The sequence below is a fragment of the Aliiruegeria lutimaris genome (assembly GCF_900099935.1).
Lineage (GTDB): Bacteria > Pseudomonadota > Alphaproteobacteria > Rhodobacterales > Rhodobacteraceae > Tropicimonas > Tropicimonas lutimaris.
The window spans coordinates 40,331-59,379 of record NZ_FNEK01000020.1 but is presented as its reverse complement, the minus strand read 5'-3'; the positions used below and the strand labels follow the sequence as shown (position 1 = coordinate 59,379).

The following is a 19,049-nucleotide window of genomic DNA, read 5'->3' as shown; positions in this document are numbered from 1 at the left end:
GAGCCATGACTGACGGGCCCAAATCCCACGGACGCCTGTCGATCCGCGCCAGCCTCGTCCCGCGCGACCTGATGGACCCCAACCCGCGCCTGCAGGGTGCGTGGTGCGCCAAGATCATCACGCTTTTTCCCGGCGCCTTTCCCGGTGTGCTCGGCGAGAGCCTGACCGGCAAGGCGCTGCAGGACGGCCTCTGGGCGCTGAAAACGATCGACCTTCGTCCCTTTGGCGAGGGCCGGCACCGCAACGTGGACGACACGCCCACGGGAGGCGGCGCCGGCATGGTGCTGCGCCCCGATGTCGTGGCCAAGGCGCTGAATGAGGCTGCCCGCGACACGCCCCGCGACCGGGCCCGCTGGCCGGTGGTCTACCTGAGCCCGCGCGGGCGCCGCTTCGATCAGGCCACCGCCCGCCGCTGGGCCGCGACCGAAGGGATAACCATGCTCTGTGGCCGGTTCGAGGGTGTGGACCAGCGGGTTCTGGATGCCTACGAAGTCGAGGAAGTCTCGCTGGGAGATTTCGTGCTGACCGGCGGTGAGATTGCCGCACAGGCGATGATCGACGCCACCGTGCGGCTGCTTCCCGGCGTTCTGGGCAACCAAGCCTCGACCGAGGAGGAGAGCTTTTCGGACGGCTTGCTGGAGCACCCGCAATTCACCCGTCCGAATGACTGGCAAGGGCGCACGGTGCCGGAGGTTTTGCTCTCCGGCCATCACGCGCGGATCGAGGAATGGCGGCGCGAACAGGCCAAGGCGTTGACGCAGGAACGACGGCCCGATCTCTGGGAGGCCTGGTTGGCCCGGCACCGGAAGGATTGAGGCGACGGGCAAACGATTTTCGTGTTATGCTGCCCGAATAAAAGGGAGGCAATCATGCCATTGACGCTTCAGGTGATCTATCCGATCACGGACGAAACCAATTTCGATTTCGACTATTACCTCGGCACCCATATGCCACTTGTGAAGAAGTACTTCGGCGAACATATGACTGCTGTCTCCGTGAGCAGGGGACTGGCCGGCGGTCAGGACGTGCCGCCGCCGTTCTACGCAATCGCCACCATGACGTTCAACGAGCCCTCTGACCTCGACGCAGCCATGGCCAAGGCGGGGCCGGTGCTGGACGACATTCAGAAATTCACCAATACGACTCCGCAAATGCTGATCGGCGAAACCGTGCTGCGGCAACTCATGGAATGACGAACAGCGCAACGGGCTTGCAATAAGGCACGCCCTTGCCTAAACAGCGCCATCTGATCGGGAAACCGACTCGGATGGTTGTGTCGTTGCGGCCGGATCGAACGGGCGGGTCTTCTTCGGCCCCATCCCACCGGCTGAACGGCAACACCGACCAAGGAATGATGACCTGACCTCCGGCGGGCGCAACAGCGGACCCGATGAAGACCAGGAGCTCCGGGCGCGGAAATCACTTTGCGGATCAACCGCAAGCAGTAGAGGAGCGTTTCAGATGGATCTGATCGCACAACTGGAGGCGGAACAGATCGCCTCCCTCGGGAAGGAGATTCCCGACTTCAAGGCCGGCGATACCATTCGCGTCGGCTACAAGGTGACCGAAGGCTCGCGGAGCCGGGTGCAGAACTACGAAGGCGTCTGCATCTCGCGCAAGAATGGCGCCGGCGTCGCCGGTTCTTTCACTGTTCGCAAGATTTCCTTCGGCGAAGGCGTGGAGCGTGTCTTCCCGCTTTATTCGACGAATATCGAGAGCATCACCGTCGTGCGCCGTGGCCGTGTGCGCCGCGCCAAGCTCTACTACCTGCGTTCGCGCCGCGGCAAGTCGGCCCGTATCGCGGAAGACAACACATACAAGCCCAAGTCGTAAGGAGACGGATGATGAAAAAAGACATTCATCCCGAATACCACCTCATCGACGTCAAGATGACCGATGGTACCGTGGTTCAGATGAAATCGACCTGGGGCAAGGAAGGCGACCAGCTGGCGCTGGATATCGACCCCTCCGTTCACCCCGCCTGGACGGGCGGCTCGGCCAAGCTGATGGATACCGGCGGCCGCGTTTCCAAGTTCAAGAAGAAATACGAAGGCCTGGGCTTCTAAGAGCCACAGACCATGGACAGTGCAGGACGCCGCTCCCTTGGGGGCGGCGTTTTTCGTTCCGGCGTTTTCAGCCTTGAGCGTGCCGCAGGCGCACGCCGCGCCAGCGGCGCCACCGCCGCTCGGCCTCTGGCCGGCGGCAAGCCTCCGCCTTGGACCTCCGCTTTCGGCCCGTGTTGCAGAACGCCGTGCGGCCACCTATTCCAGTTCTGAAAGACGACGCCGTCCCCTGGAGATGACATGAACACAGATCTACTCAAGCGCCTTTGCGAAACTCCCGGCGTTCCGGGCCATGAAGAGCGCGTCCGCAACCTAATCCTCAAGGAAACCGAAGGGCTTTTCGATCACGTCGAAACCGACCCGATGGGCTCGCTGCTCTGCCGGCGAGATTCGCGCGGCGGCACGGAGACGCCGACCCGGATCATGCTTCTCTGCCACATGGACGAGATCGGCTTTCTCGTCAGCCACATCTCCAAGGAGGGTTTTCTCTATCTCCAGCCCGTCGGTGGGTTCGACCCGCGCACGCTCTTTGCCCGCCGCGTGCTGGTCTGCACCGATAGCGGTGATCTTAAGGGTGTGATGAACCCGGCCGGGCCGGGCGTGCACATCACCAAGCAGGAAGATCGCAAGAAGGTGCCGGAAGTCCACGAGTTCATCGTCGATACCGGGCTTGGCGAGGCCGCCATAGAGAAGGTCAAGGTCGGCGATATGGTCGTCATGGACGAGCCTTTCCTTGAGATGGGAAAGAAATTCGTCTCCAAGGCGCTGGACAACCGCGTTGCCTGCTGGCTGGGGATCGAAGCGATCCGGGGGCTGGCCGAGACAGCCAACGAAGCCGAGATCCACGTCGCCTTCACCAGCCAGGAAGAGGTAGGCCTGCGCGGGGCCCGCACGGCCGCTTTCCGCGTTCAACCCGATATCGGGCTTGGCATCGACACGACGCTGGCCTGCGACACGCCGGGCGTGCCCGAACAGGACCGCACGACCGAGCAGGGCAAGGGCTTCGGCCTGCATGTCCGCGACACGTCCTTCATTGCCGACAAGGCGCTCGTGGCGGAGTTCGACGCGCTGGCCCGCGCGCAGAACATACCCTTCCAGCGCACGATGCTGCGGGCCGGCGGGCAGGATGGCGCGGCGGCCCAGCAAGCGGCGGCAGGTGCCCGCGCGGTCGGCATCGTGGTCGGCACGCGCTATATCCACACGGTTACCGAGATGGTCGACCGGCGCGACCTACAGGCCGCCCGGGACATTCTGGTTGCCTATCTCCGCCAGGCTGGTTGAGACGAGAACGCAGACAGGCACGGAACTCACCTAAGTCAAGGGCGCGCTTCCTGACCAATGGAAGCGCGGCTTTCGACCTTCCGGGAACGCGGCGCAAAGAAGCGGGTCCCCGGTGCAGATAGCCGTGTCGCACCCAGGGCGACGACATCCGCCCCGCTCCCGAGCTTGAACCGGGCAATGCCGGGCGTGTTGCGGGTGTCGATGAGGTCGAGGTCCAACTGGCGCATGCCGCGCGCTGCCAACCAGTTTTGTGCGCCCCACAACAACAGGTTATGCGCCCCGACCCGCCGTCCTTCGGGCCCGGACCAGCCGACATGATAGGTCGCGCTGGTGCCATGCAGAAGGAACAGCATGGCCGCAACGGGCTCACCATCCTTTTGCGCGGTGAAAAGCCGAGCGGATTTCTTTCCGCCCTGCTGCACCCAGGCCGCGGTGAAAGCCGGTGGAAGTCGGCGATAGCGGCGGGCGCAGGCCTGATCGGCCTCCTTCATCAATAACCAATGGCCCGGATTCTCCGACATCGGCGTCTGACAAACCTCCAGGCCCGCCCCCTCGGCCCTCACCAGCCGATTGCGCCACTTTCCGTGCTGCCGGGCACGCATCGCCGCCACGTCGGCACTCAGATCCAACCGCGCCAGGTGGCAGGGGGTAACGGCCTTCAGCCAACCGCTCCCTGCCAGCGGATCTGCTCCTTCACAGGGCTCCGGCGTGGCCGCGACGATACGATGATCCTGCTTGAGTCGCTTCAGCAGGGACAACAAACCATCGCGTCGGACAGAAGGCGGTACCAACTCGGCCCAGACCGGCCCGCGCGAGAGCAACGCCGCACGCCCAAGCAGGGGAACCGGGCGTTCGAGAACCTGCGCGGCTCCAAGCAACCGGCCGGCATGGTTGCGCATTTCGAAATACCGCAAGCTGGACCCAAGCGTTGCGCATGCCGCGCCGTATGTCGGATGCTGCTGCATCGGAACGGGCACGCCCTCGGGCAGACACGGGCGGGATATTTCAATCCATCGAGGCTCCATGACCAGCATCAACCATATGCAAACCTAACGTATGGTTAATGCCTGTATGAGACAGAAGCCTGCTCCCGTTCGCGGCATCGAAGCGCCGCCGCCCCGCCCGACTTTTCGCAGCGCCCTGTGGCTCGCCTGCGTGTTGTCGCTTCCCGCCTACCTGCTGCTTTCGCTGCTGGATTACCTCGTCCGCTGGGCATTCTGAACGACGCGGTTTTTGCTCTTTTCCTTCCCCCGATCCGGCAGTAGAGCCACAGGCTCCGGCTTCTGACCAGCCTGTCACGGAAATGTCGGTTCACACGTGGCATTGCAGGTCCGCAAGGCGGAACGGAGACCGCAGGAGGCAACGTGGCGCACATCATCGTCGTGGGAAATGAAAAGGGCGGGTCGGGCAAATCCACGACCTCCATGCATGTGTCCACCGCACTTGCACGGATGGGGCATCGCGTCGGCACGATGGACCTCGACCTGCGCCAGCAGAGCCTGGGACGCTATATTGAGAATCGGCACGCCTTCTGCGCAAAGAAAGGCCTCGCGCTGGCGATTCCGGCCTATGTGAACCTGCCCGATATCGCGCCCGAAGACGTACCGCAGGGGACAAATATCAACGACCACCGGCTTGCGCTCGCCGTGCAATCGCTGGAACCGGAGTCCGATTTCATCCTGATCGACTGTCCCGGCTCCCACACGCGCCTCAGCCAGATGGCCCATGCCATGGCAGACACGCTGATCACGCCACTCAATGACTCCTTCGTCGATTTCGACCTGCTCGCACGAACTCGACCGGAAGACGGCTCCATTCTCGGGCCCTCGGTCTACTCGGAAATGGTTTGGTCGGCGCGCCAGACCCGCGCGCAGGCGGGCCTGCCCCCGATCGACTGGATCGTCACCCGGAACCGCCTTGGCTCACAGCAGATGCACAACAAGCGCAAGGTCGGCGAAGCGCTCGGGAAGCTGTCGAAAAGGATCGGGTTCCGCGTGGCGCCGGGCTTCAGCGAAAGGGTGATTTTCCGGGAACTGTTCCCGCGTGGCCTGACTTTGCTGGATCTGCGGGACACCGGCACGGACCGGTTGAACCTCTCCAATATCGCCGCCCGCCAGGAGGTGCGCGATCTTATCAAGACGCTGAACCTGCCGGGTGTAACGGTGAAATTCTAACCCAACCGGGCCAGCCGTCGAACGAAGGGATCCGCTTCAAGGCGCTCCTGAGCGCGGCCCGACAGCTGCACGTCCTGCGACCACTCGGCGCCAATTTCCTGTGCCGTGGCCAGCGGGCGGGAGACGAGCCGTTTCGCATGGGCGAACGGGCGTTCGGGTTTGGTTTCTTCAGCCGGCCCCTGTTCCTGCGTCTCGGGGGCATGCGGTGCATCGATCGAAAAAGCCGTTGAAACGACGACCTGCGGCGAGGGTGTCAGAATGATCTTGAGCGTCTCGGCTCCGTTGGAACCATCCGCCATTTCAGGCACATAGGGCGAAATGCGAATGCAGCCGTCGCGGTTTGCCCGCGCCGCCTTTGCCGCGCGAAGCTGACTGCGAAAGAGCAACAGCACGCCCAACATCGCGCAGATAGACCCCGCCGCGCCCGGAAACGCTGCCAGGTCCGGCCAGTTGAGCTTCACAAACTCGACCGAACTGCAACAGGCAGCCCCAAGGCCGATCATCGGAACGGCCATTCTGCGGCCGATAGTTGCGTGCGGTGCGTCAGTAGTCACAGGGCGTCTCCCAAGCTATCCTGTTCTACGGTAGCGGGAAAACGCGGCCCGTTTGTGGCAGCATACCGGCACGACGGACAAATAGATTAAGACGGCAGACCCGTTCAGGAATGGGGATCCTGCGACTCCGGTTCGCGGGCCATCTCCATCGCGCGCAAAGGCGGCATCTCAGGACACTCGATCGCGCGCATCACCGCTTCTGCGAGGAAGCGCCCCGCAATCATCGGCTCTTCCCGGATAGCCATGATCGGAGCGCGGAACGTCTTCACAAATGGCGAGGGTTCCTTGGAGACGAGGTCAATATCCTCGCCAAGCCGCCGCCCTGCCCGCTCCAGCGAGACCACCGACACGATGGCCGATGTGGTTAAAGGCGTGATAATGCCATCAATCGGTTTCGAGGACTGGAACCGCCGGTCCGGCGCGGCGCCAAATTTGGCCCGAACGTCATGGCTGTTGCCGCCTTCAAGCACTTCCAGCCGCGCGCCGGCGATCATGTGCCGGCTGTAGCTCTGCGCCAGCGGCGGAGCGATCATCGGCGCATTTCATTCGCTGGGAAAACAAGTCGACGAGGCTTCAAAGAAACAGAATTCTCCACGTATCTTAAGAAACTTAGGTCGTTCCGAGCTTTTCCTACAGCCCCTGAATCCGGAAAGAAAATTGAGAGACCCGGTTTTGGACCCTGGACGTCGATCACGTTTCAGAGCCTGTACAATCGACCCTGCGGATCGTACCTCCGGCGGAGGAATTCCTTGGAAAGATGAAGGCGTGCGGACCAGGATTTCTTCTGACGTCCAGTATCCCGGGGGGGAGCGCTCGTCAGAGCGCTCGGGGCAAAGCCCCCGACCAACGCGCGACATACGGCTCGGATAACGGCGCAGCTCAAGAACGCAAGGCCCGCGCATTTCAGGTATCATTCACTGTCGCAGATCAGGGGGTCTGGCTAAGTCGCTCTTCAAGGACCTCGAAAGGAACGGCCGGTTCGTTCTTGGCACCGCGAATAACAAGCGATGTCTTGACGCTCGCCACATTGGCGGCCGCGGTCAATTGCTCGGTCAGGAAACTCTGGAATGTCGACAGGTCCGGCGAGACGCATTTAAGGATGAAGTCGATCTCGCCATTGAGCATGTGGCATTCGCGCACGAGCGGCCATTCACGACATTTCTGTTCGAAAGCCGAAAGGTCCGCTTCGGCCTGGCTGCTGAGACCGACCATGGCAAAGACCTGGACCTCGAAACCCAGCTCGCGCGGATCGACATCGGCATGGTAGCCGCGGATGAAGCCGGATTCCTCGAGCGTGCGGACGCGCCGCAGGCATGGCGGCGCCGAAATTCCCACTCGCCGGGCCAGCTCGACATTGGTCATTCGACCGTCAGCCTGCAGCTCGGCGAGGATGTGGCGGTCGATCGGATCAAGTTTGGAACCCGGCATGCAGCCCTCCTGAATTTCGCGAACTGTAGCTAGACCACCCCAAAAGCGCAACAATGTTTCGCAATCGCGCAACATTTGTCCGGTTTGTTCAGGGCGCATAGCTCGACGAAGGTCGCGGGGAAGGCAGGGCTTCCGGTATCGGCAAAGCCTGCTTATATCCAGCGGGACGCCGTCTCGGCACCGCTTTTTGCTCATTGGAGACTCGAATGTCCAGCACTCGTCATACGAAGGTTCTTATCATCGGCTCCGGCCCGGCCGGCTACACCGCGGCGGTCTATGCCAGCCGTGCCATGCTGGATCCCATTCTTGTTCAGGGGATTCAACCGGGCGGGCAGTTGACCATCACCACCGAAGTGGAGAACTGGCCCGGGCGGGTCGAGGTGCAGGGTCCCGACCTCATGGTTCAAATGGAGGAACATGCCCGCGCCGTCGGCACTGAGATCATTGGCGATCACATCAATTCCATCGACCTGTCGAAGCGCCCCTTCACGGCGATCGGCGACAGCGGCACGACCTATAGCGCCGATGCGGTGATACTCGCGACCGGTGCGCAGGCGAAATGGATCGGCATGCCCGGCGAGCAGAAATTCCAGGGTTTCGGCGTCTCTGCCTGCGCCACCTGCGACGGTTTCTTCTATCGCGGCAAGGAGGTTATCGTGATCGGCGGCGGCAATACAGCCGTTGAAGAGGCTCTGTTCCTGACCAATTTCGCCTCCAAGGTGACTCTGGTGCATCGCCGCGATTCCCTGCGTGCAGAGAAAATCCTGCAGGATCGCCTGTTCAAGAACGTGAAAGTCGAACTGGCTTGGGACACCACCCCCGAGGACATCGTCGGCTCCGAGAACCCGCTCAGCGTCGAAGGTTTGCGGGTCAAGAGCGTCAAGACCGGCGAGGAACGTGTCATTCCGGCAGCCGGGGTCTTTGTTGCCATTGGCCACGCCCCAGCCTCGGAATTGGTCAAGGACCAGTTGGAGACGCATATGGGTGGTTACGTGGTGACGAAATCGGACTCGACGGCGACATCGATTCCGGGGGTCTTTGCCGCGGGCGATCTGACAGACCACCAGTATCGCCAGGCCGTGACCTCGGCCGGGATGGGTTGCATGGCGGCGCTGGAGGCCGAACGGTTCCTCGCCGAACAGGAGTGATCCCGCCGAACGATGTTCGCACGAGAGCGCTCATTTGACAGTTTCGACCGGCCGCCTTGCGTTGCCGGTCGTTTTTTCTGTGTCGAACCTGACAGAGCGCGATTAACCACTTTCACAAAATCCCGAAGATTTTCCTTTTCTGACATAGCGAAACATGCAATGTGTTCACGCGTGAACATATACTGAGTCGCAAGTGCATTTCTCTGAGGAAAAACCCATTACGCCGGAGGAAGAGGATCTGCTCTTTCGGATGCTGCGCCAGCTCGACCTGGCGCCGGAGGCTTCGCAGCGAAGCACCGCCACGGCACTTGGAATTTCCCTCGGTCGCCTGAATGCGCTTCTGCGTGCGACAGTGGAGGCCGGGTTGGTCACGATCGGCGAACGCGCCGGCCCCGACAAACGACATCGTTTTTCCTATTCCATCACCTCTCGCGGGGCAGCCGAGCAATTACGCCTGCGCGACAAATTCCTCTCCCGCAAATTCGCAGAGTACGACGCTCTGCACGCGGAACTGACCGGTACGTCCAGCGGTCTCAACCCCTTCCAACACAGGACAAACCCAATGCAGAACAACCTGGCTCCCATATCCGAGCTCTACGTCTCCTACGAGAGCTCCCAGAAGCTCAAGGTCGAGGCGGCGGATCTCGTCTCCTGGGATCTGACCCCGCGTCAGATCTGCGATCTCGAACTGCTGATGAATGGCGGCTTCAGCCCGCTCAAGGGCTTTCTCTCCGAGGAAGACTATAATGGTGTCGTTGAGAACATGCGCCTTGCCGATGGCTCGCTCTGGCCGATGCCGATCACGCTCGACGTTTCCCAGGGCTTCGCCGACAAGATCGAGCCGGGTCAGGATATCGCGCTGCGCGACCAGGAAGGCGTGATCCTCGCCATCCTGTCGGTTGACGACAAGTTTTTGCCGAACAAGGCGCGCGAGGCCGAGAAGGTCTTCGGTTCCGATGACGAGGCGCACCCCGCCGTCAACTACCTGCACAACGTCGCCGGCCCCGTCTATCTCGGTGGCCCGATCACCGGCATCCAGCAGCCCGTGCATTACGATTTCCGCGCCCGCCGCGACACGCCCAACGAGCTGCGCGCCTATTTCCGCAAGCTCGGCTGGCGCAAGATCGTCGCCTTCCAGACGCGCAACCCGCTGCACCGCGCCCACCAGGAGCTGACTTTCCGCGCCGCCAAGGAATGCCAGGCCAACCTGCTGATCCACCCGGTCGTCGGCATGACCAAGCCGGGCGACGTGGACCACTTCACCCGCGTGCGCTGCTACGAGGCCGTTCTGGACAAGTACCCTGCCGCCACTACGACCATGAGCCTGCTGCCGCTTGCCATGCGCATGGCCGGCCCCCGGGAGGCCGTCTGGCATGGGCTGATCCGAAAGAACCACGGCGTGACGCATTTCATCGTTGGCCGCGACCATGCCGGCCCGGGCAAGAACTCTGCCGGTGAAGATTTCTACGGCCCCTATGACGCGCAGGACCTGTTCCGCGAGCACGAGGCCGAGATGGGCATCGAAATGGTGCCGTTCAAGCATATGGTATTTGTGCAGGAGCGTGCCCAGTACGAGCCGATTGACGAGATCGCCGACAAGGACAAGGTCACCATCCTCAACATCTCCGGCACCGAGCTGCGTCGCCGCCTGGCTGAAGGACTGGAGATCCCGGACTGGTTCTCCTTCAAGGACGTGGTCAAGGAACTGCGCCGCACCAAGCCGCCGCGCTCCAAGCAGGGCTTCACCGTATTCTTCACCGGTTTCTCCGGCTCCGGCAAATCCACGATTGCCAACGCGCTGATGGTCAAGCTGATGGAGATGGGCGGCCGCCCGACGACGCTTCTGGACGGAGATATCGTGCGGAAGAACCTGTCGAGCGAACTGGGCTTCTCCAAGGAGCACCGCGACCTCAACATCCGCCGCATCGGCTATGTCGCCTCGGAGATCACCAAGAACGGCGGCATCGCCATCTGTGCGCCGATCGCGCCCTACGCCACGACGCGCCGCGCCGTGCGTGAGGATATCGAGCAGTACGGTGCCTTCGTGGAGGTCCATGTCGCGACCTCCATCGAGGAATGCGAGAAGCGGGACCGCAAAGGGCTCTACAAGCTCGCGCGTGAGGGCAAGATCAAGGAATTCACTGGCATTTCGGACCCCTATGATGTGCCCGCGAACCCCGAGCTGAGCCTCGACACCGAGACGGTCGACGTCGATTACTGCGCCCAGCAGGTGCTGCTGAAGCTCGAAAGCATGGGCCTCATCGCCGGCAGCTGATCCAGCGCGCGGCTCCGATCGAGACACGACACGACGCCCGTCACACCCTGTGGCGGGCGTTTGCTTTTGGCACCGCGCAAGCCGGCGGGAACCGGCCAGAGCATGGATATTCGCGGGCGCCGCCGCAGCTCAATGGGATTCTCTACAAAATATCCGATTTCCGCCTCCACTCGCGCCCGCTTCTGCCGGCAGGTTGAAGCTGTACGAGTTCAATACTGTGTGTAGTCATGACCAAAAGCGATCATTCGAGCTTCTGGACGACCGGCATCTGGGTGCTGCTGCGCTACCTGGCCCTGCCGATCCTGATCGCAACCGCCGTCTATGCCTTCGGCGGGCCGCAGCAACGGGCACGGATCAACCACCGGCTCTACGCGTTCGTCCAGCCCTTGCATGAAACAAATCTGGACAGGACCGGGCGCTCGGTCGTGCTCCAGGCGCGGATGCGTGTCCGCGATCCCGATCTCGGAAACGCCTCCGTTGTGAAGCTGGATCAATTGCCGGTCGCGGCCAGAGTGCCCGTCGTCAACCTCTCGGATCTTCCGAAACTGGATGGACCGGCCGGGTGAACTTGAGCGAACTACCGGAGCCGGTCGAGGATACGGTCGTCTTCCTGATCACTGGGCCCGAGGCCCACCTAGCGTTCACGACATCCCCTCGCCCGCAGTCACGGCCGCTACAGGACACACCTCAAGGCTGAACGGATCGCCCGATTGCTCTCAGTGGACGTTGACCGGCTCCATGTCGTTCTGGCGTGCAAGTTCGAAGGCGAGCCGGCGGCCCTTCACCAGCGCGAGCCGCTGTCCGTTCGCATCATGCACCGAGTAAAGAACCTCTTCGTCACCAACCTGTTCGCGAACTTCCTGGGGAAGATCCGCGACCTCGACCGGGCGCACATAGACAATGGGCCGCCCGCCCCGTTCCTCGTTGCCGATAGGAAGCTTGTAGTCCATTTGCCCCTCCTTACGTTCGATTGATTTCGATCGTCTGCACGACCGTGTCCGGCTGCACCTGCTTGAGGTCCACGTGGAGCAGGCCGTTTTCCATCGTCGCACCGGCCACTTCCACGCCGTCGGCCAGCACGAAGCTGCGCTGGAACTGCCTTGCGGCGATTCCGCGATAGAGAAAAACGCGTTCCCCGGCCTCCTCGGCCTGCCGCCCGCGGACCACGAGCTGACGGTCCTCGACGGTGATGGACAGGTCTTCTTCGGCAAAGCCGGCCACGGCAAGCGTGATCCGATAGGACCGCTGCCCGGATTGTTCGATATTATAGGGGGGATAGCCGTCATTTCCGGCCTTGGCCGTCCGTTCGACGAGCCGTTCCAACTGTTCGAATCCCAAAAGGAAGGGATGGGAACCCAAAGAGGTCTTTGTCATGGGGCACGTCCTTTCATGAAGCGACCATGCGGTTTTCGAGCCCCAAAACCGGGCACCCGAGGAAGAATATGGGATCAGGTGCCTCGGGGCGCAAGGTTGCGCTTGGCGGAACGCCCCCCAAGGCACTATGTTCGTTCTGTTATCGCGCAAAGTTGACGCAAGGCCGGCATGAACGCACCCACCGAAATGGATCCACTTGAGGTCAAACACGTGAAGCTCCGGGTTCTGATCCGGGAGCATCGCGACCTTGACGATGCGATCACGGCACTGGAAGGGACCGGCACCGCCGATCCCCTTACCATTCGTCGGCTCAAGAAGCAGAAACTGTCCCTGAAAGACCGGATCGCGGTGCTGGAAGACCAGATAACCCCCGACATCATCGCCTGAGGCAACACAGGCGATTGCAACGGCCCTGCCGGCTGATATGGTGCGCGCTCCGTTCAGCAGGAGAGTATGATGCCGGAGCCGAAGGTGGGAATCATCATGGGCAGCCAGTCCGACTGGCCGACCATGAAGGAAGCCGCGAAAATTCTCGATGAATTGAACGTGCCCTACGAGGCCCGCATCGTCTCGGCCCACCGAACACCCGACCGTCTCTGGGCCTACGGCAAGAGCGCGGCGGAGCGCGGGCTGAAAGCGATTATCGCGGGTGCCGGCGGGGCGGCCCACCTGCCAGGTATGGTCGCGTCCAAGACGCGCGTGCCGGTGATCGGCGTGCCGGTGCAGACCCGCGCGCTGTCCGGCGTCGACTCGCTCTATTCCATCGTGCAGATGCCCAAGGGCTTCCCGGTTGCCACCATGGCCATCGGCGCGGCGGGGGCGGCCAATGGCGGGCTGATGGCTGCAGCGATCCTGTCCAACGAGGATCCGGAACTGGCCGAGCGGCTGGACGCCTGGCGCGCGGCGCTCTCGGCCTCGATCCCGGAGGAACCGGTCGATGATTGAGCACCTGCCCACCGGCTCCACCATCGGCATTCTCGGCGGCGGTCAGCTCGGCCGCATGCTGTCGGTTGCCGCCGCGCGGCTTGGCTACAAGACCCATATTTTCGAGCCCGGCGCGGCCCCCGCCGCCGATGTCGCCGCTGCCTGCACCCATGCCGCCTACGAGGATACCGAAGCGCTGGAAGCTTTTGCCCGCAGCGTGGACGTGGTGACCTTCGAGTTCGAAAACGTCCCCGCCGAGGCGCTCGACCGGATCGAAGCGATCAAGCCGTTGCGTCCCAACCACAAGGCGCTCTCCGTCAGCCAGGACCGGCTGACCGAGAAGGACTTTCTCTCCGGCCTGGGCCTGCAAACCGCGCCCTATGCCAATGTCGAAAGCCTTGAGGACCTGACCGAGGCACTTAAAACCATCGGTTGCCCCGCGATCCTGAAAACCCGTCGGCTCGGCTATGACGGCAAGGGTCAGGTGAGCATCACCGCCCCCGAGCAGGCCGAAGAGGCGTTTGACGCGATGAAGGGCGCCCCGGCCGTGCTTGAAGGTTTTGTTGATTTCTCGATGGAGATCTCGGTCATCGCCGCGCGCGGGCTCTCGGGCGAAGTGTCCTGTTTCGATCCCGGCCAGAACCTGCACGAGGGCGGCATCTTGCGGCGTACCACCGTGCCGGCACCAATCCCTGCCCGCCTGCGCACCGACGCCGTGCTGATGGCTGGCCGGATCCTGAACGAGCTGGATTACCTCGGCGTGCTGGGCGTCGAGCTGTTCGTCACCAGCGCTGGCCTCGTGGTCAACGAGATCGCCCCACGTGTTCATAACTCCGGTCACTGGACGCAGAACGGTTGCGCCGTGGACCAGTTCGAGCAGCATATCCGCGCCGTCACCGGCTGGCCGCTGGGCGATGGAAGTCGCCATGCGGACGTGGTGATGGAAAACCTTATCGGCGACGACATGGAGCGGGTACCCGCGCTGGCGGCAGATCACACGGTTGCGCTGCATCTTTATGGCAAGACGGAGACGCGTCCGGGCCGCAAGATGGGCCATGCCAATCGGATCGGTCCGCGCAGCGCCTGACGCACGCGTCATTCTTCGAGACGAAAGACCTTTTCGCGGGCGGTCTGCCCGCGGATCAGGGACAGGCTGGTGGGCGCCACGCCAAGCGCCTTGGCCAGCATCTTGCGCACATCCGCATTGGCCTTGCCGCCCTCGGGCGCGGTCGTGACGTAGATCCTCAACCCTTCGGGCGATTGCTCGATCGCATTGCGCGAGGCCTTCGGCGTCACCCGAACCGCGATCTCGCCCCCCGGCACTGCGAACTCGCTTAGCGCGCCCTTCTTCATCAACCTCTTCCCGTTGGCCCCTTGTGCTCCTAGGGTAGCATCCGGCGGAAGGGAGAACCACAATGACCACAGGGTTTTACTGGGATGAACGCTGCTTCTGGCATGGTGGCGGTAACTACGCGCTGACCCTGCCGGTGGGGGGGCTGGTCCAGCCAACCTTCGGCGGGCTTCCCGAAAATCCGGAAACCAAGCGGCGGCTGCTCAACCTGATGCGTGTGACCGGCATCGACCGCCACCTATCCATGCGTGGCGGGGAACCTGCCACGGAGGCAGAACTCGCCCGGGTTCACCCGCGCTCTTACCTGTCCGAATTCCGCTCCCTTTCCGCGCAAGGCGGCGGTGAACTTGGCCTGCGCGCGCCCTTCGGCCAGGACGGCTACGAGATCGCGGCCCTTTCGGCTGGCCTCGCCCGAACGGCCCTCTTCGACGTTCTCACCGGCGCGGTCGACAACGCCTATGCGCTCTCCCGCCCGCCGGGCCATCATTGCCTGCCCGGGTTTCCGAACGGGTTCTGCCTGCTGGCCAATATCTCCGTCGCGATCGAGGCCGCGCTGGCCGAGGGGCTGACCGAGCGTGTCGCAGTGGTCGACTGGGATGTGCATCACGGCAACGGGACGGAGGCGATTTTCTATGACCGCTCCGAAGTGCTCACCATCTCGCTGCACCAGGAACGGAATTACCCGCTCGATACCGGCGATGCCGAGGATCGTGGCGCCGGAGCGGGGCTAGGGGCGAACATGAACATCCCCCTGCCGCCGGGCACCGGGCATAGTGGCTATCTTGCCGCCTTCGACCGGCTGGTGCTTCCAGCGCTGGAGGATTTCCGCCCCGATTGCATCATCGTTGCCTGCGGGTACGATGCGAGTGCCTTCGATCCGCTGGCCCAGATGCTGGCCAGCGCCGACACATTCCGCCAGTTGACCGCGCGGGTGAAGGAGGTCGCCGAAGATCTGTGCGACGGCCGACTGTTGCTTGTCCATGAGGGGGGCTATTCCGAGGTTTACGTACCTTTCTGCGGCCACGCCGCGTTGGAGGCGTTGTCAAATTCCCCGGTGACGGCTCCCGATCCCATGGCCGACACCGTCGCCACCCGCCAGCCGGGGCCGCGCCATGACAGAATGGTCGAGGAACTGCTGTCGGATCTGGAGGATCTGTTCAGGAATCCCTAACTAGGGACGAAAGACCCCAAGGAGTTTCCATGCCCGAATCCAACAAGGCCGTTCTCGATTTCCTGGCCACGCGCCGTTCCCGCCCGGCCAAGACGCTGACGACACCGGTGCCCGACGAGGCCCAGCTGCGCCAGTTGCTGACCATTGCCGCGCGCGCCCCCGATCACAAGAAACTGGAGCCGTGGCGCTTCATCGTGCTGGAGAAAGCGGCGCTCGAACGGCTCGCAATGCTGGTTTCGGATCGCGCGCTGGCGCTCGGGATCGCCCCGGAGAAGGCCGAGAAGATGGTTCGGCAATTCGCCGATGCCGACCTGGTGGTGACTGTGGTCGGCGCACCGCGGCCCGACGATGCGGTTCCGGAGATGGAACAGGTCCTCTCCGTGGGCGCCGTCTGCCAGAACCTCCTGGCGGCTGCACTGGCCGCCGGTTGGGGCGCGAACTGGCTCACCGGATGGGCTGCGTTCGACCGTCCCTTTGTCGATGCCGGCCTCAAGCTGAAGCCCCATGAATTCGTGGCGGCCTTCCTCCATATCGGCACCGAGACCATCGCACCGCCGGAACGCCCTCGCCCGAATATCGAGGCCATTACCGAATGGGTTCGCTCGTGAACGTGCTCTCCGACTTCGCCAAGGCCATCAACCAGCTCTCGGACCGGCGCTTCATTCGTGTCTTCGTGATGGGTGTCGGGCTGACCATCGCGCTGCTGGCCGCCGCGACCTGGGGCATGGTCTGGCTGGTCGGCGGGCTGGTGCCGGAGAGCTTCACCATCTTCGGCTATGGCTTCGGCCGACCGGATGCGTTGCTCTCGGCGGCGACCATTGGCGTCATGCTGGTCGCCTCGATCTTCTTGATGGTGCCGGTTGCGTCGGCCTTTACCGGCTTCTTCCTCGACGAAGTGGCCGACGCGGTCGAGTCGCGCCACTATCCTTTCCTGCCGCCTGCGGACACGGTCCACTGGGGCGAAGCCTTCAAGGATTCGGTCAATTTCCTCGGCGTGATCATCGCCGTGAACCTGGTCGCGCTGATCCTCTATTTCATAGTCGGGCCCTTCGCGCCGATCATGTTCTGGATGGTCAACGGCTTCCTGCTCGGTCGGGAGTACTTCCAGCTCGTCGCCATGCGCCGGGTCGGGCGCGAAGGCGCACGCGCCGCGCGGCGGCGTCACATGCCCACGATCTGGCTGGCAGGAACCCTGATGGCCGCACCGCTATCGATTCCGATCGTGAATCTCTTCGTGCCGATCCTCGGCGCGGCAACCTTCACCCACCTGTATCACCGACTGGAGACGCAGGGCGCGGCAGTTACTTCTCGCTAGGAACCTTGTCCCAGTTCTCGCGGAAATAGTCCCACTCGTCCACCTTGGTGCCGTCGGGCAGGATACAATAGCCGCGCTGGCCGTCTGCTTCCGTCTCGCTCACGGATTGACCGCCATTTTCGACGCAGAAGACAGAGGCGGGGTTGGCCAGTCCAACGTCGCCTGCTGCGTGGGCCAGTACCGGACAGACGCAAAGCGCGAAGGCGAGGCTAGAAAAGGCTTTGATCTCAGTTCTCCGAAGACGACCGGGTATCGCTGTCGGGGCCAAACCTCTTGAAGAGGTCGAAATCGTCAACGGTTATGGTGCCCGTAAGGATGATCGCGCAGACAATCGCCCAGAGCGGCAGGGCAATGATCGTGACGACTTGCGCCTTGCGCTTGAGTTGCGGGTTCGTCGGCGCCGAGGCTGGCGTTCCCGGAACGACTTCCCCCGCCTCGCCCTGCGTCTTCAGCCGGAGCGGCAACACGATGAAAAACACCATGAACCAGATCACGGCAAGCAGGACGATCGCGGAGGTAATGGCCATTCAGAGCGTTTCCCGTTCTATTCCAGATCAGCATGTAGCGGCAAATGCGCGGGAGCCAAAGGCGAAAGGCAGCCTTTGCCGCTACGATCTGAACGGGAAACGTTTCAGCCGACCTGTTCGAGTTCGATCAGGCAGCCGTTGAAGTCCTTCGGGTGCAGGAAGAGCACCGGGTTCTTGTGCGCGCCGATCTTGGGCTCACCATTGCCGAGCACGCGGGCGCCCTTTGCCATCAGCGCATCGCGGGCGGCGATGATGTCGGTCACTTCGTAGCACATGTGGTGGATGCCGCCGGCGGGATTCTTGTCCAGGAAACCCTGGATCGGAGATTTCTCGCCCAGCGGGTAGAGCAGCTCGACCTTGGTATTGGGCAGCTCGATGAAGACGACGGTCACACCGTGATCCGGCTCGTCCTGCGGCTCGCCGACCTTGGCACCCAGCGTATTGCGATACTGCTCGGCGGCGGCTTCGAGGTCCGGCACGGCGATGGCGACGTGATTGAGGCGTCCGATCATTTTGCGACTCCTTAGAGGGGGTGAAAAGCGTTTCGCGCGCCTTATCGCGCCGCTTGGGCAGGTTTCGCAAGGCTTGTCGCCTGCGGCGCAGCGTCCGTTTACCCGCTGTTAGGCAGAATCACCCTCAATTGGGAGCAATCGAGGAAAGGGAAGGACAATGACGGATGAACTCACCTCCCGGCTGAATGCGCGCAGACCGACTCCGGAGCGCCCGCTGCTCGGTCTGACCGTGCTCGTGGTCGAGGATAGTCGTTTTGCCTGCGAAGCCATTCGCCTGCTCTGCCTGCGCAGCGGGGCACGCATTCGCCGGGCAGACTGTATTGCCTCCGCGCATCGTCACCTCGCTGTCTACCGGCCGAGCGCAGTGATCGTGGATATGGGCCTGCCGGATGGTTCCGGTGCGGACCTGATCCGGGAATTGGCCGAGTCCGATCAGCGCGTTCCCGTCATTCTGGGGACCAGCGGCGAAAGCGCCGCGGAAACAGACGCGCTTGCCGCCGGGGCCGATGGTTTTCTGGAAAAGCCCATCACCAGCCTGGCCAGCTTCCAGCAGGCCGTTCTCGCCCACCTGCCGCCGGACGAGCACCCGCGCGGCCCCCGCATGGTGAGCGCGGACCGGATCGATCCGGACCCGATCGCCTTGCGCGACGACCTCTCCCATATCGCCTCGGTGATCGCGCATCCGATGGACAGCGATCAGATAGAATATGTGGCGCAGTTCCTGTCTTCGGTCGCCCAGAGCGCCGGCGATTCCGACCTTGCCTCAGCGGCCGTCGCGCTGCAATCGGCGGTCCATAACCGCCTTCCGCCGCGCAATGCGCTCGGAGAGATCAGCGATCTCGTGGATACACGGCTGACCGGAACCGGCCCGAGCTGAACAGGAACTTTCGGCAAACGGTTGTCTTGAACGTGGTGAGGCACGGCGGGACAGGCATCCCACCGTGCCTGACGT

At 63.0% G+C, this 19,049-nt stretch carries 27 protein-coding genes; 17 read left to right on the top strand and 10 right to left on the bottom strand.

The features are described from left to right. The first annotated feature begins 5 nt into the window (after nt 1-5). The 5 genes from trmD to BLR85_RS11335 all read left to right on the top strand — a co-directional run bounded on the left by trmD (nt 6) and on the right by BLR85_RS11335 (nt 3,344). The gene (gene trmD / locus BLR85_RS11355) at nt 6-815 is read left to right on the top strand and encodes a tRNA (guanosine(37)-N1)-methyltransferase TrmD (protein ID WP_093155618.1); all 810 of its coding nucleotides are present in this window, start codon (nt 6-8) and stop codon (nt 813-815) included. Nucleotides 816-869: 54 nt separating this feature from the next. Continuing rightward, the gene (locus BLR85_RS11350) at nt 870-1,193 is read left to right on the top strand and encodes an EthD family reductase (RefSeq protein WP_093155615.1); all 324 of its coding nucleotides are present in this window, start codon (nt 870-872) and stop codon (nt 1,191-1,193) included. A gap of 268 nt (nt 1,194-1,461) precedes the next feature. Further along, nucleotides 1,462-1,833: a 50S ribosomal protein L19 gene (gene rplS / locus BLR85_RS11345; protein WP_093155612.1), complete on the top strand. Its 372-nt coding sequence runs from the start codon at nt 1,462-1,464 to the stop codon at nt 1,831-1,833. Between the two features lie 11 nt (nt 1,834-1,844). Then, on the top strand, nt 1,845-2,066 hold the full coding sequence (rpmE, locus tag BLR85_RS11340; RefSeq protein ID WP_093155701.1) for a 50S ribosomal protein L31: 222 nt from the start codon (nt 1,845-1,847) through the stop codon (nt 2,064-2,066). Nucleotides 2,067-2,303: 237 nt separating this feature from the next. Continuing rightward, nucleotides 2,304-3,344, top strand: a complete 1,041-nt coding sequence (locus BLR85_RS11335) for a M42 family metallopeptidase (protein WP_093155609.1) — start codon at nt 2,304-2,306, stop codon at nt 3,342-3,344. A gap of 35 nt (nt 3,345-3,379) precedes the next feature. On the opposite strand, the gene BLR85_RS11330 is transcribed toward BLR85_RS11335, so the two are convergent. Further along, nucleotides 3,380-4,243, bottom strand: coding sequence for a GNAT family N-acetyltransferase (locus tag BLR85_RS11330; RefSeq protein ID WP_170844545.1), 864 nt, complete (start codon nt 4,241-4,243; stop codon nt 3,380-3,382). Nucleotides 4,244-4,415: 172 nt separating this feature from the next. Here BLR85_RS11330 and BLR85_RS29110 point away from each other — a divergent pair, with 172 nt between their 5' ends. After that, nucleotides 4,416-4,565, top strand: coding sequence for a hypothetical protein (locus BLR85_RS29110; protein WP_170844541.1), 150 nt, complete (start codon nt 4,416-4,418; stop codon nt 4,563-4,565). A gap of 143 nt (nt 4,566-4,708) precedes the next feature. Continuing rightward, nucleotides 4,709-5,518, top strand: coding sequence for a division plane positioning ATPase MipZ (locus tag BLR85_RS11325; RefSeq protein WP_093155603.1), 810 nt, complete (start codon nt 4,709-4,711; stop codon nt 5,516-5,518). On the opposite strand, the gene BLR85_RS11320 is transcribed toward BLR85_RS11325, so the two are convergent. The 3 genes from BLR85_RS11320 to BLR85_RS11310 form a co-directional block, all read right to left on the bottom strand. Beyond that, nucleotides 5,515-6,072 (bottom strand): hypothetical protein, encoded by a 558-nt coding sequence (locus tag BLR85_RS11320; protein ID WP_139188367.1) that lies wholly within the window; start codon nt 6,070-6,072, stop codon nt 5,515-5,517. The genes BLR85_RS11325 and BLR85_RS11320 overlap by 4 nt on opposite strands. Before the next feature lie 104 nt (nt 6,073-6,176). Further along, nucleotides 6,177-6,605, bottom strand: coding sequence for a type 1 periplasmic-binding domain-containing protein (locus BLR85_RS11315; RefSeq protein WP_093155597.1), 429 nt, complete (start codon nt 6,603-6,605; stop codon nt 6,177-6,179). Between the two features lie 394 nt (nt 6,606-6,999). Beyond that, nucleotides 7,000-7,500 (bottom strand): Lrp/AsnC family transcriptional regulator, encoded by a 501-nt coding sequence (locus BLR85_RS11310; protein ID WP_093155594.1) that lies wholly within the window; start codon nt 7,498-7,500, stop codon nt 7,000-7,002. Between the two features lie 206 nt (nt 7,501-7,706). Between BLR85_RS11310 and trxB the strand changes: the two genes are divergently transcribed. From trxB to BLR85_RS11295, 3 genes are all read left to right on the top strand, one after another. Next, a complete protein-coding gene (gene trxB, locus BLR85_RS11305) occupies nt 7,707-8,648 on the top strand; it encodes a thioredoxin-disulfide reductase (RefSeq protein WP_093155591.1) in 942 nt (313 codons plus the stop codon). Nucleotides 8,649-8,898: 250 nt separating this feature from the next. Further along, complete coding sequence (locus tag BLR85_RS11300; RefSeq protein ID WP_093155699.1) at nt 8,899-10,923, top strand: bifunctional sulfate adenylyltransferase/adenylylsulfate kinase; 2,025 nt, start codon at nt 8,899-8,901, stop codon at nt 10,921-10,923. 227 nt (nt 10,924-11,150) lie between these two features. Then, nucleotides 11,151-11,489 (top strand): hypothetical protein, encoded by a 339-nt coding sequence (locus BLR85_RS11295; RefSeq protein WP_093155588.1) that lies wholly within the window; start codon nt 11,151-11,153, stop codon nt 11,487-11,489. A 150-nt stretch (nt 11,490-11,639) separates the two neighbouring features. Here the strand turns inward: BLR85_RS11295 and BLR85_RS11290 are convergent, their stop codons facing one another. Further along, nucleotides 11,640-11,873, bottom strand: a complete 234-nt coding sequence (locus tag BLR85_RS11290; RefSeq protein ID WP_093155584.1) for a DUF1150 family protein — start codon at nt 11,871-11,873, stop codon at nt 11,640-11,642. 10 nt (nt 11,874-11,883) lie between these two features. After that, the gene (locus tag BLR85_RS11285) at nt 11,884-12,297 is read right to left on the bottom strand and encodes an Hsp20 family protein (protein ID WP_068311555.1); all 414 of its coding nucleotides are present in this window, start codon (nt 12,295-12,297) and stop codon (nt 11,884-11,886) included. A gap of 168 nt (nt 12,298-12,465) precedes the next feature. Between BLR85_RS11285 and BLR85_RS11280 the strand changes: the two genes are divergently transcribed. The 3 genes from BLR85_RS11280 (at nt 12,466) to BLR85_RS11270 (ending at nt 14,308) form a co-directional block, all read left to right on the top strand. After that, nucleotides 12,466-12,684, top strand: a complete 219-nt coding sequence (locus tag BLR85_RS11280; protein WP_068311557.1) for a YdcH family protein — start codon at nt 12,466-12,468, stop codon at nt 12,682-12,684. A gap of 69 nt (nt 12,685-12,753) precedes the next feature. Further along, a complete protein-coding gene (gene purE, locus BLR85_RS11275) occupies nt 12,754-13,242 on the top strand; it encodes a 5-(carboxyamino)imidazole ribonucleotide mutase (protein WP_068311559.1) in 489 nt (162 codons plus the stop codon). Continuing rightward, nucleotides 13,235-14,308: a 5-(carboxyamino)imidazole ribonucleotide synthase gene (locus tag BLR85_RS11270; protein WP_093155581.1), complete on the top strand. Its 1,074-nt coding sequence runs from the start codon at nt 13,235-13,237 to the stop codon at nt 14,306-14,308. Before purE ends, BLR85_RS11270 begins: the two co-directional genes overlap by 8 nt. 8 nt (nt 14,309-14,316) lie before the next feature. On the opposite strand, the gene BLR85_RS11265 is transcribed toward BLR85_RS11270, so the two are convergent. Beyond that, nucleotides 14,317-14,574 carry a DUF167 domain-containing protein gene (locus tag BLR85_RS11265; RefSeq protein ID WP_093155578.1) on the bottom strand — a complete coding sequence of 86 codons (258 nt, stop codon included), beginning with the start codon at nt 14,572-14,574 and terminating at the stop codon, nt 14,317-14,319. A gap of 62 nt (nt 14,575-14,636) precedes the next feature. On the opposite strand from BLR85_RS11265, the gene BLR85_RS11260 reads away from it, so the two are divergent. The 3 genes from BLR85_RS11260 to BLR85_RS11250 are packed head-to-tail and all read left to right on the top strand — an operon-like array spanning nt 14,637 to nt 17,058. After that, entirely contained in the window at nt 14,637-15,743 is a 1,107-nt protein-coding gene (locus BLR85_RS11260; RefSeq protein WP_093155575.1) for a class II histone deacetylase, read from the top strand. 29 nt (nt 15,744-15,772) lie between these two features. Further along, on the top strand, nt 15,773-16,351 hold the full coding sequence (locus BLR85_RS11255) for a nitroreductase family protein (protein WP_093155572.1): 579 nt from the start codon (nt 15,773-15,775) through the stop codon (nt 16,349-16,351). Further along, nucleotides 16,336-17,058 carry an EI24 domain-containing protein gene (locus BLR85_RS11250; protein ID WP_093155569.1) on the top strand — a complete coding sequence of 241 codons (723 nt, stop codon included), beginning with the start codon at nt 16,336-16,338 and terminating at the stop codon, nt 17,056-17,058. Before BLR85_RS11255 ends, BLR85_RS11250 begins: the two co-directional genes overlap by 16 nt. On the opposite strand, the gene BLR85_RS30245 is transcribed toward BLR85_RS11250, so the two are convergent. The 3 genes from BLR85_RS30245 to mce form a co-directional block, all read right to left on the bottom strand. Beyond that, nucleotides 17,045-17,326 carry a putative hemolysin gene (locus BLR85_RS30245; RefSeq protein ID WP_280138477.1) on the bottom strand — a complete coding sequence of 94 codons (282 nt, stop codon included), beginning with the start codon at nt 17,324-17,326 and terminating at the stop codon, nt 17,045-17,047. The two genes, BLR85_RS11250 and BLR85_RS30245, sit on opposite strands and share 14 nt — an antisense overlap. Next, nucleotides 17,286-17,585 carry a DUF1467 family protein gene (locus BLR85_RS11240; RefSeq protein ID WP_093155566.1) on the bottom strand — a complete coding sequence of 100 codons (300 nt, stop codon included), beginning with the start codon at nt 17,583-17,585 and terminating at the stop codon, nt 17,286-17,288. Before BLR85_RS11240 ends, BLR85_RS30245 begins: the two co-directional genes overlap by 41 nt. Before the next feature lie 104 nt (nt 17,586-17,689). Further along, nucleotides 17,690-18,097, bottom strand: a complete 408-nt coding sequence (gene mce / locus BLR85_RS11235) for a methylmalonyl-CoA epimerase (protein WP_093155563.1) — start codon at nt 18,095-18,097, stop codon at nt 17,690-17,692. Between the two features lie 157 nt (nt 18,098-18,254). Here mce and BLR85_RS11230 point away from each other — a divergent pair, with 157 nt between their 5' ends. Continuing rightward, nucleotides 18,255-18,974 carry a response regulator gene (locus BLR85_RS11230; protein ID WP_093155560.1) on the top strand — a complete coding sequence of 240 codons (720 nt, stop codon included), beginning with the start codon at nt 18,255-18,257 and terminating at the stop codon, nt 18,972-18,974. Nucleotides 18,975-19,049 lie beyond the last annotated feature (75 nt).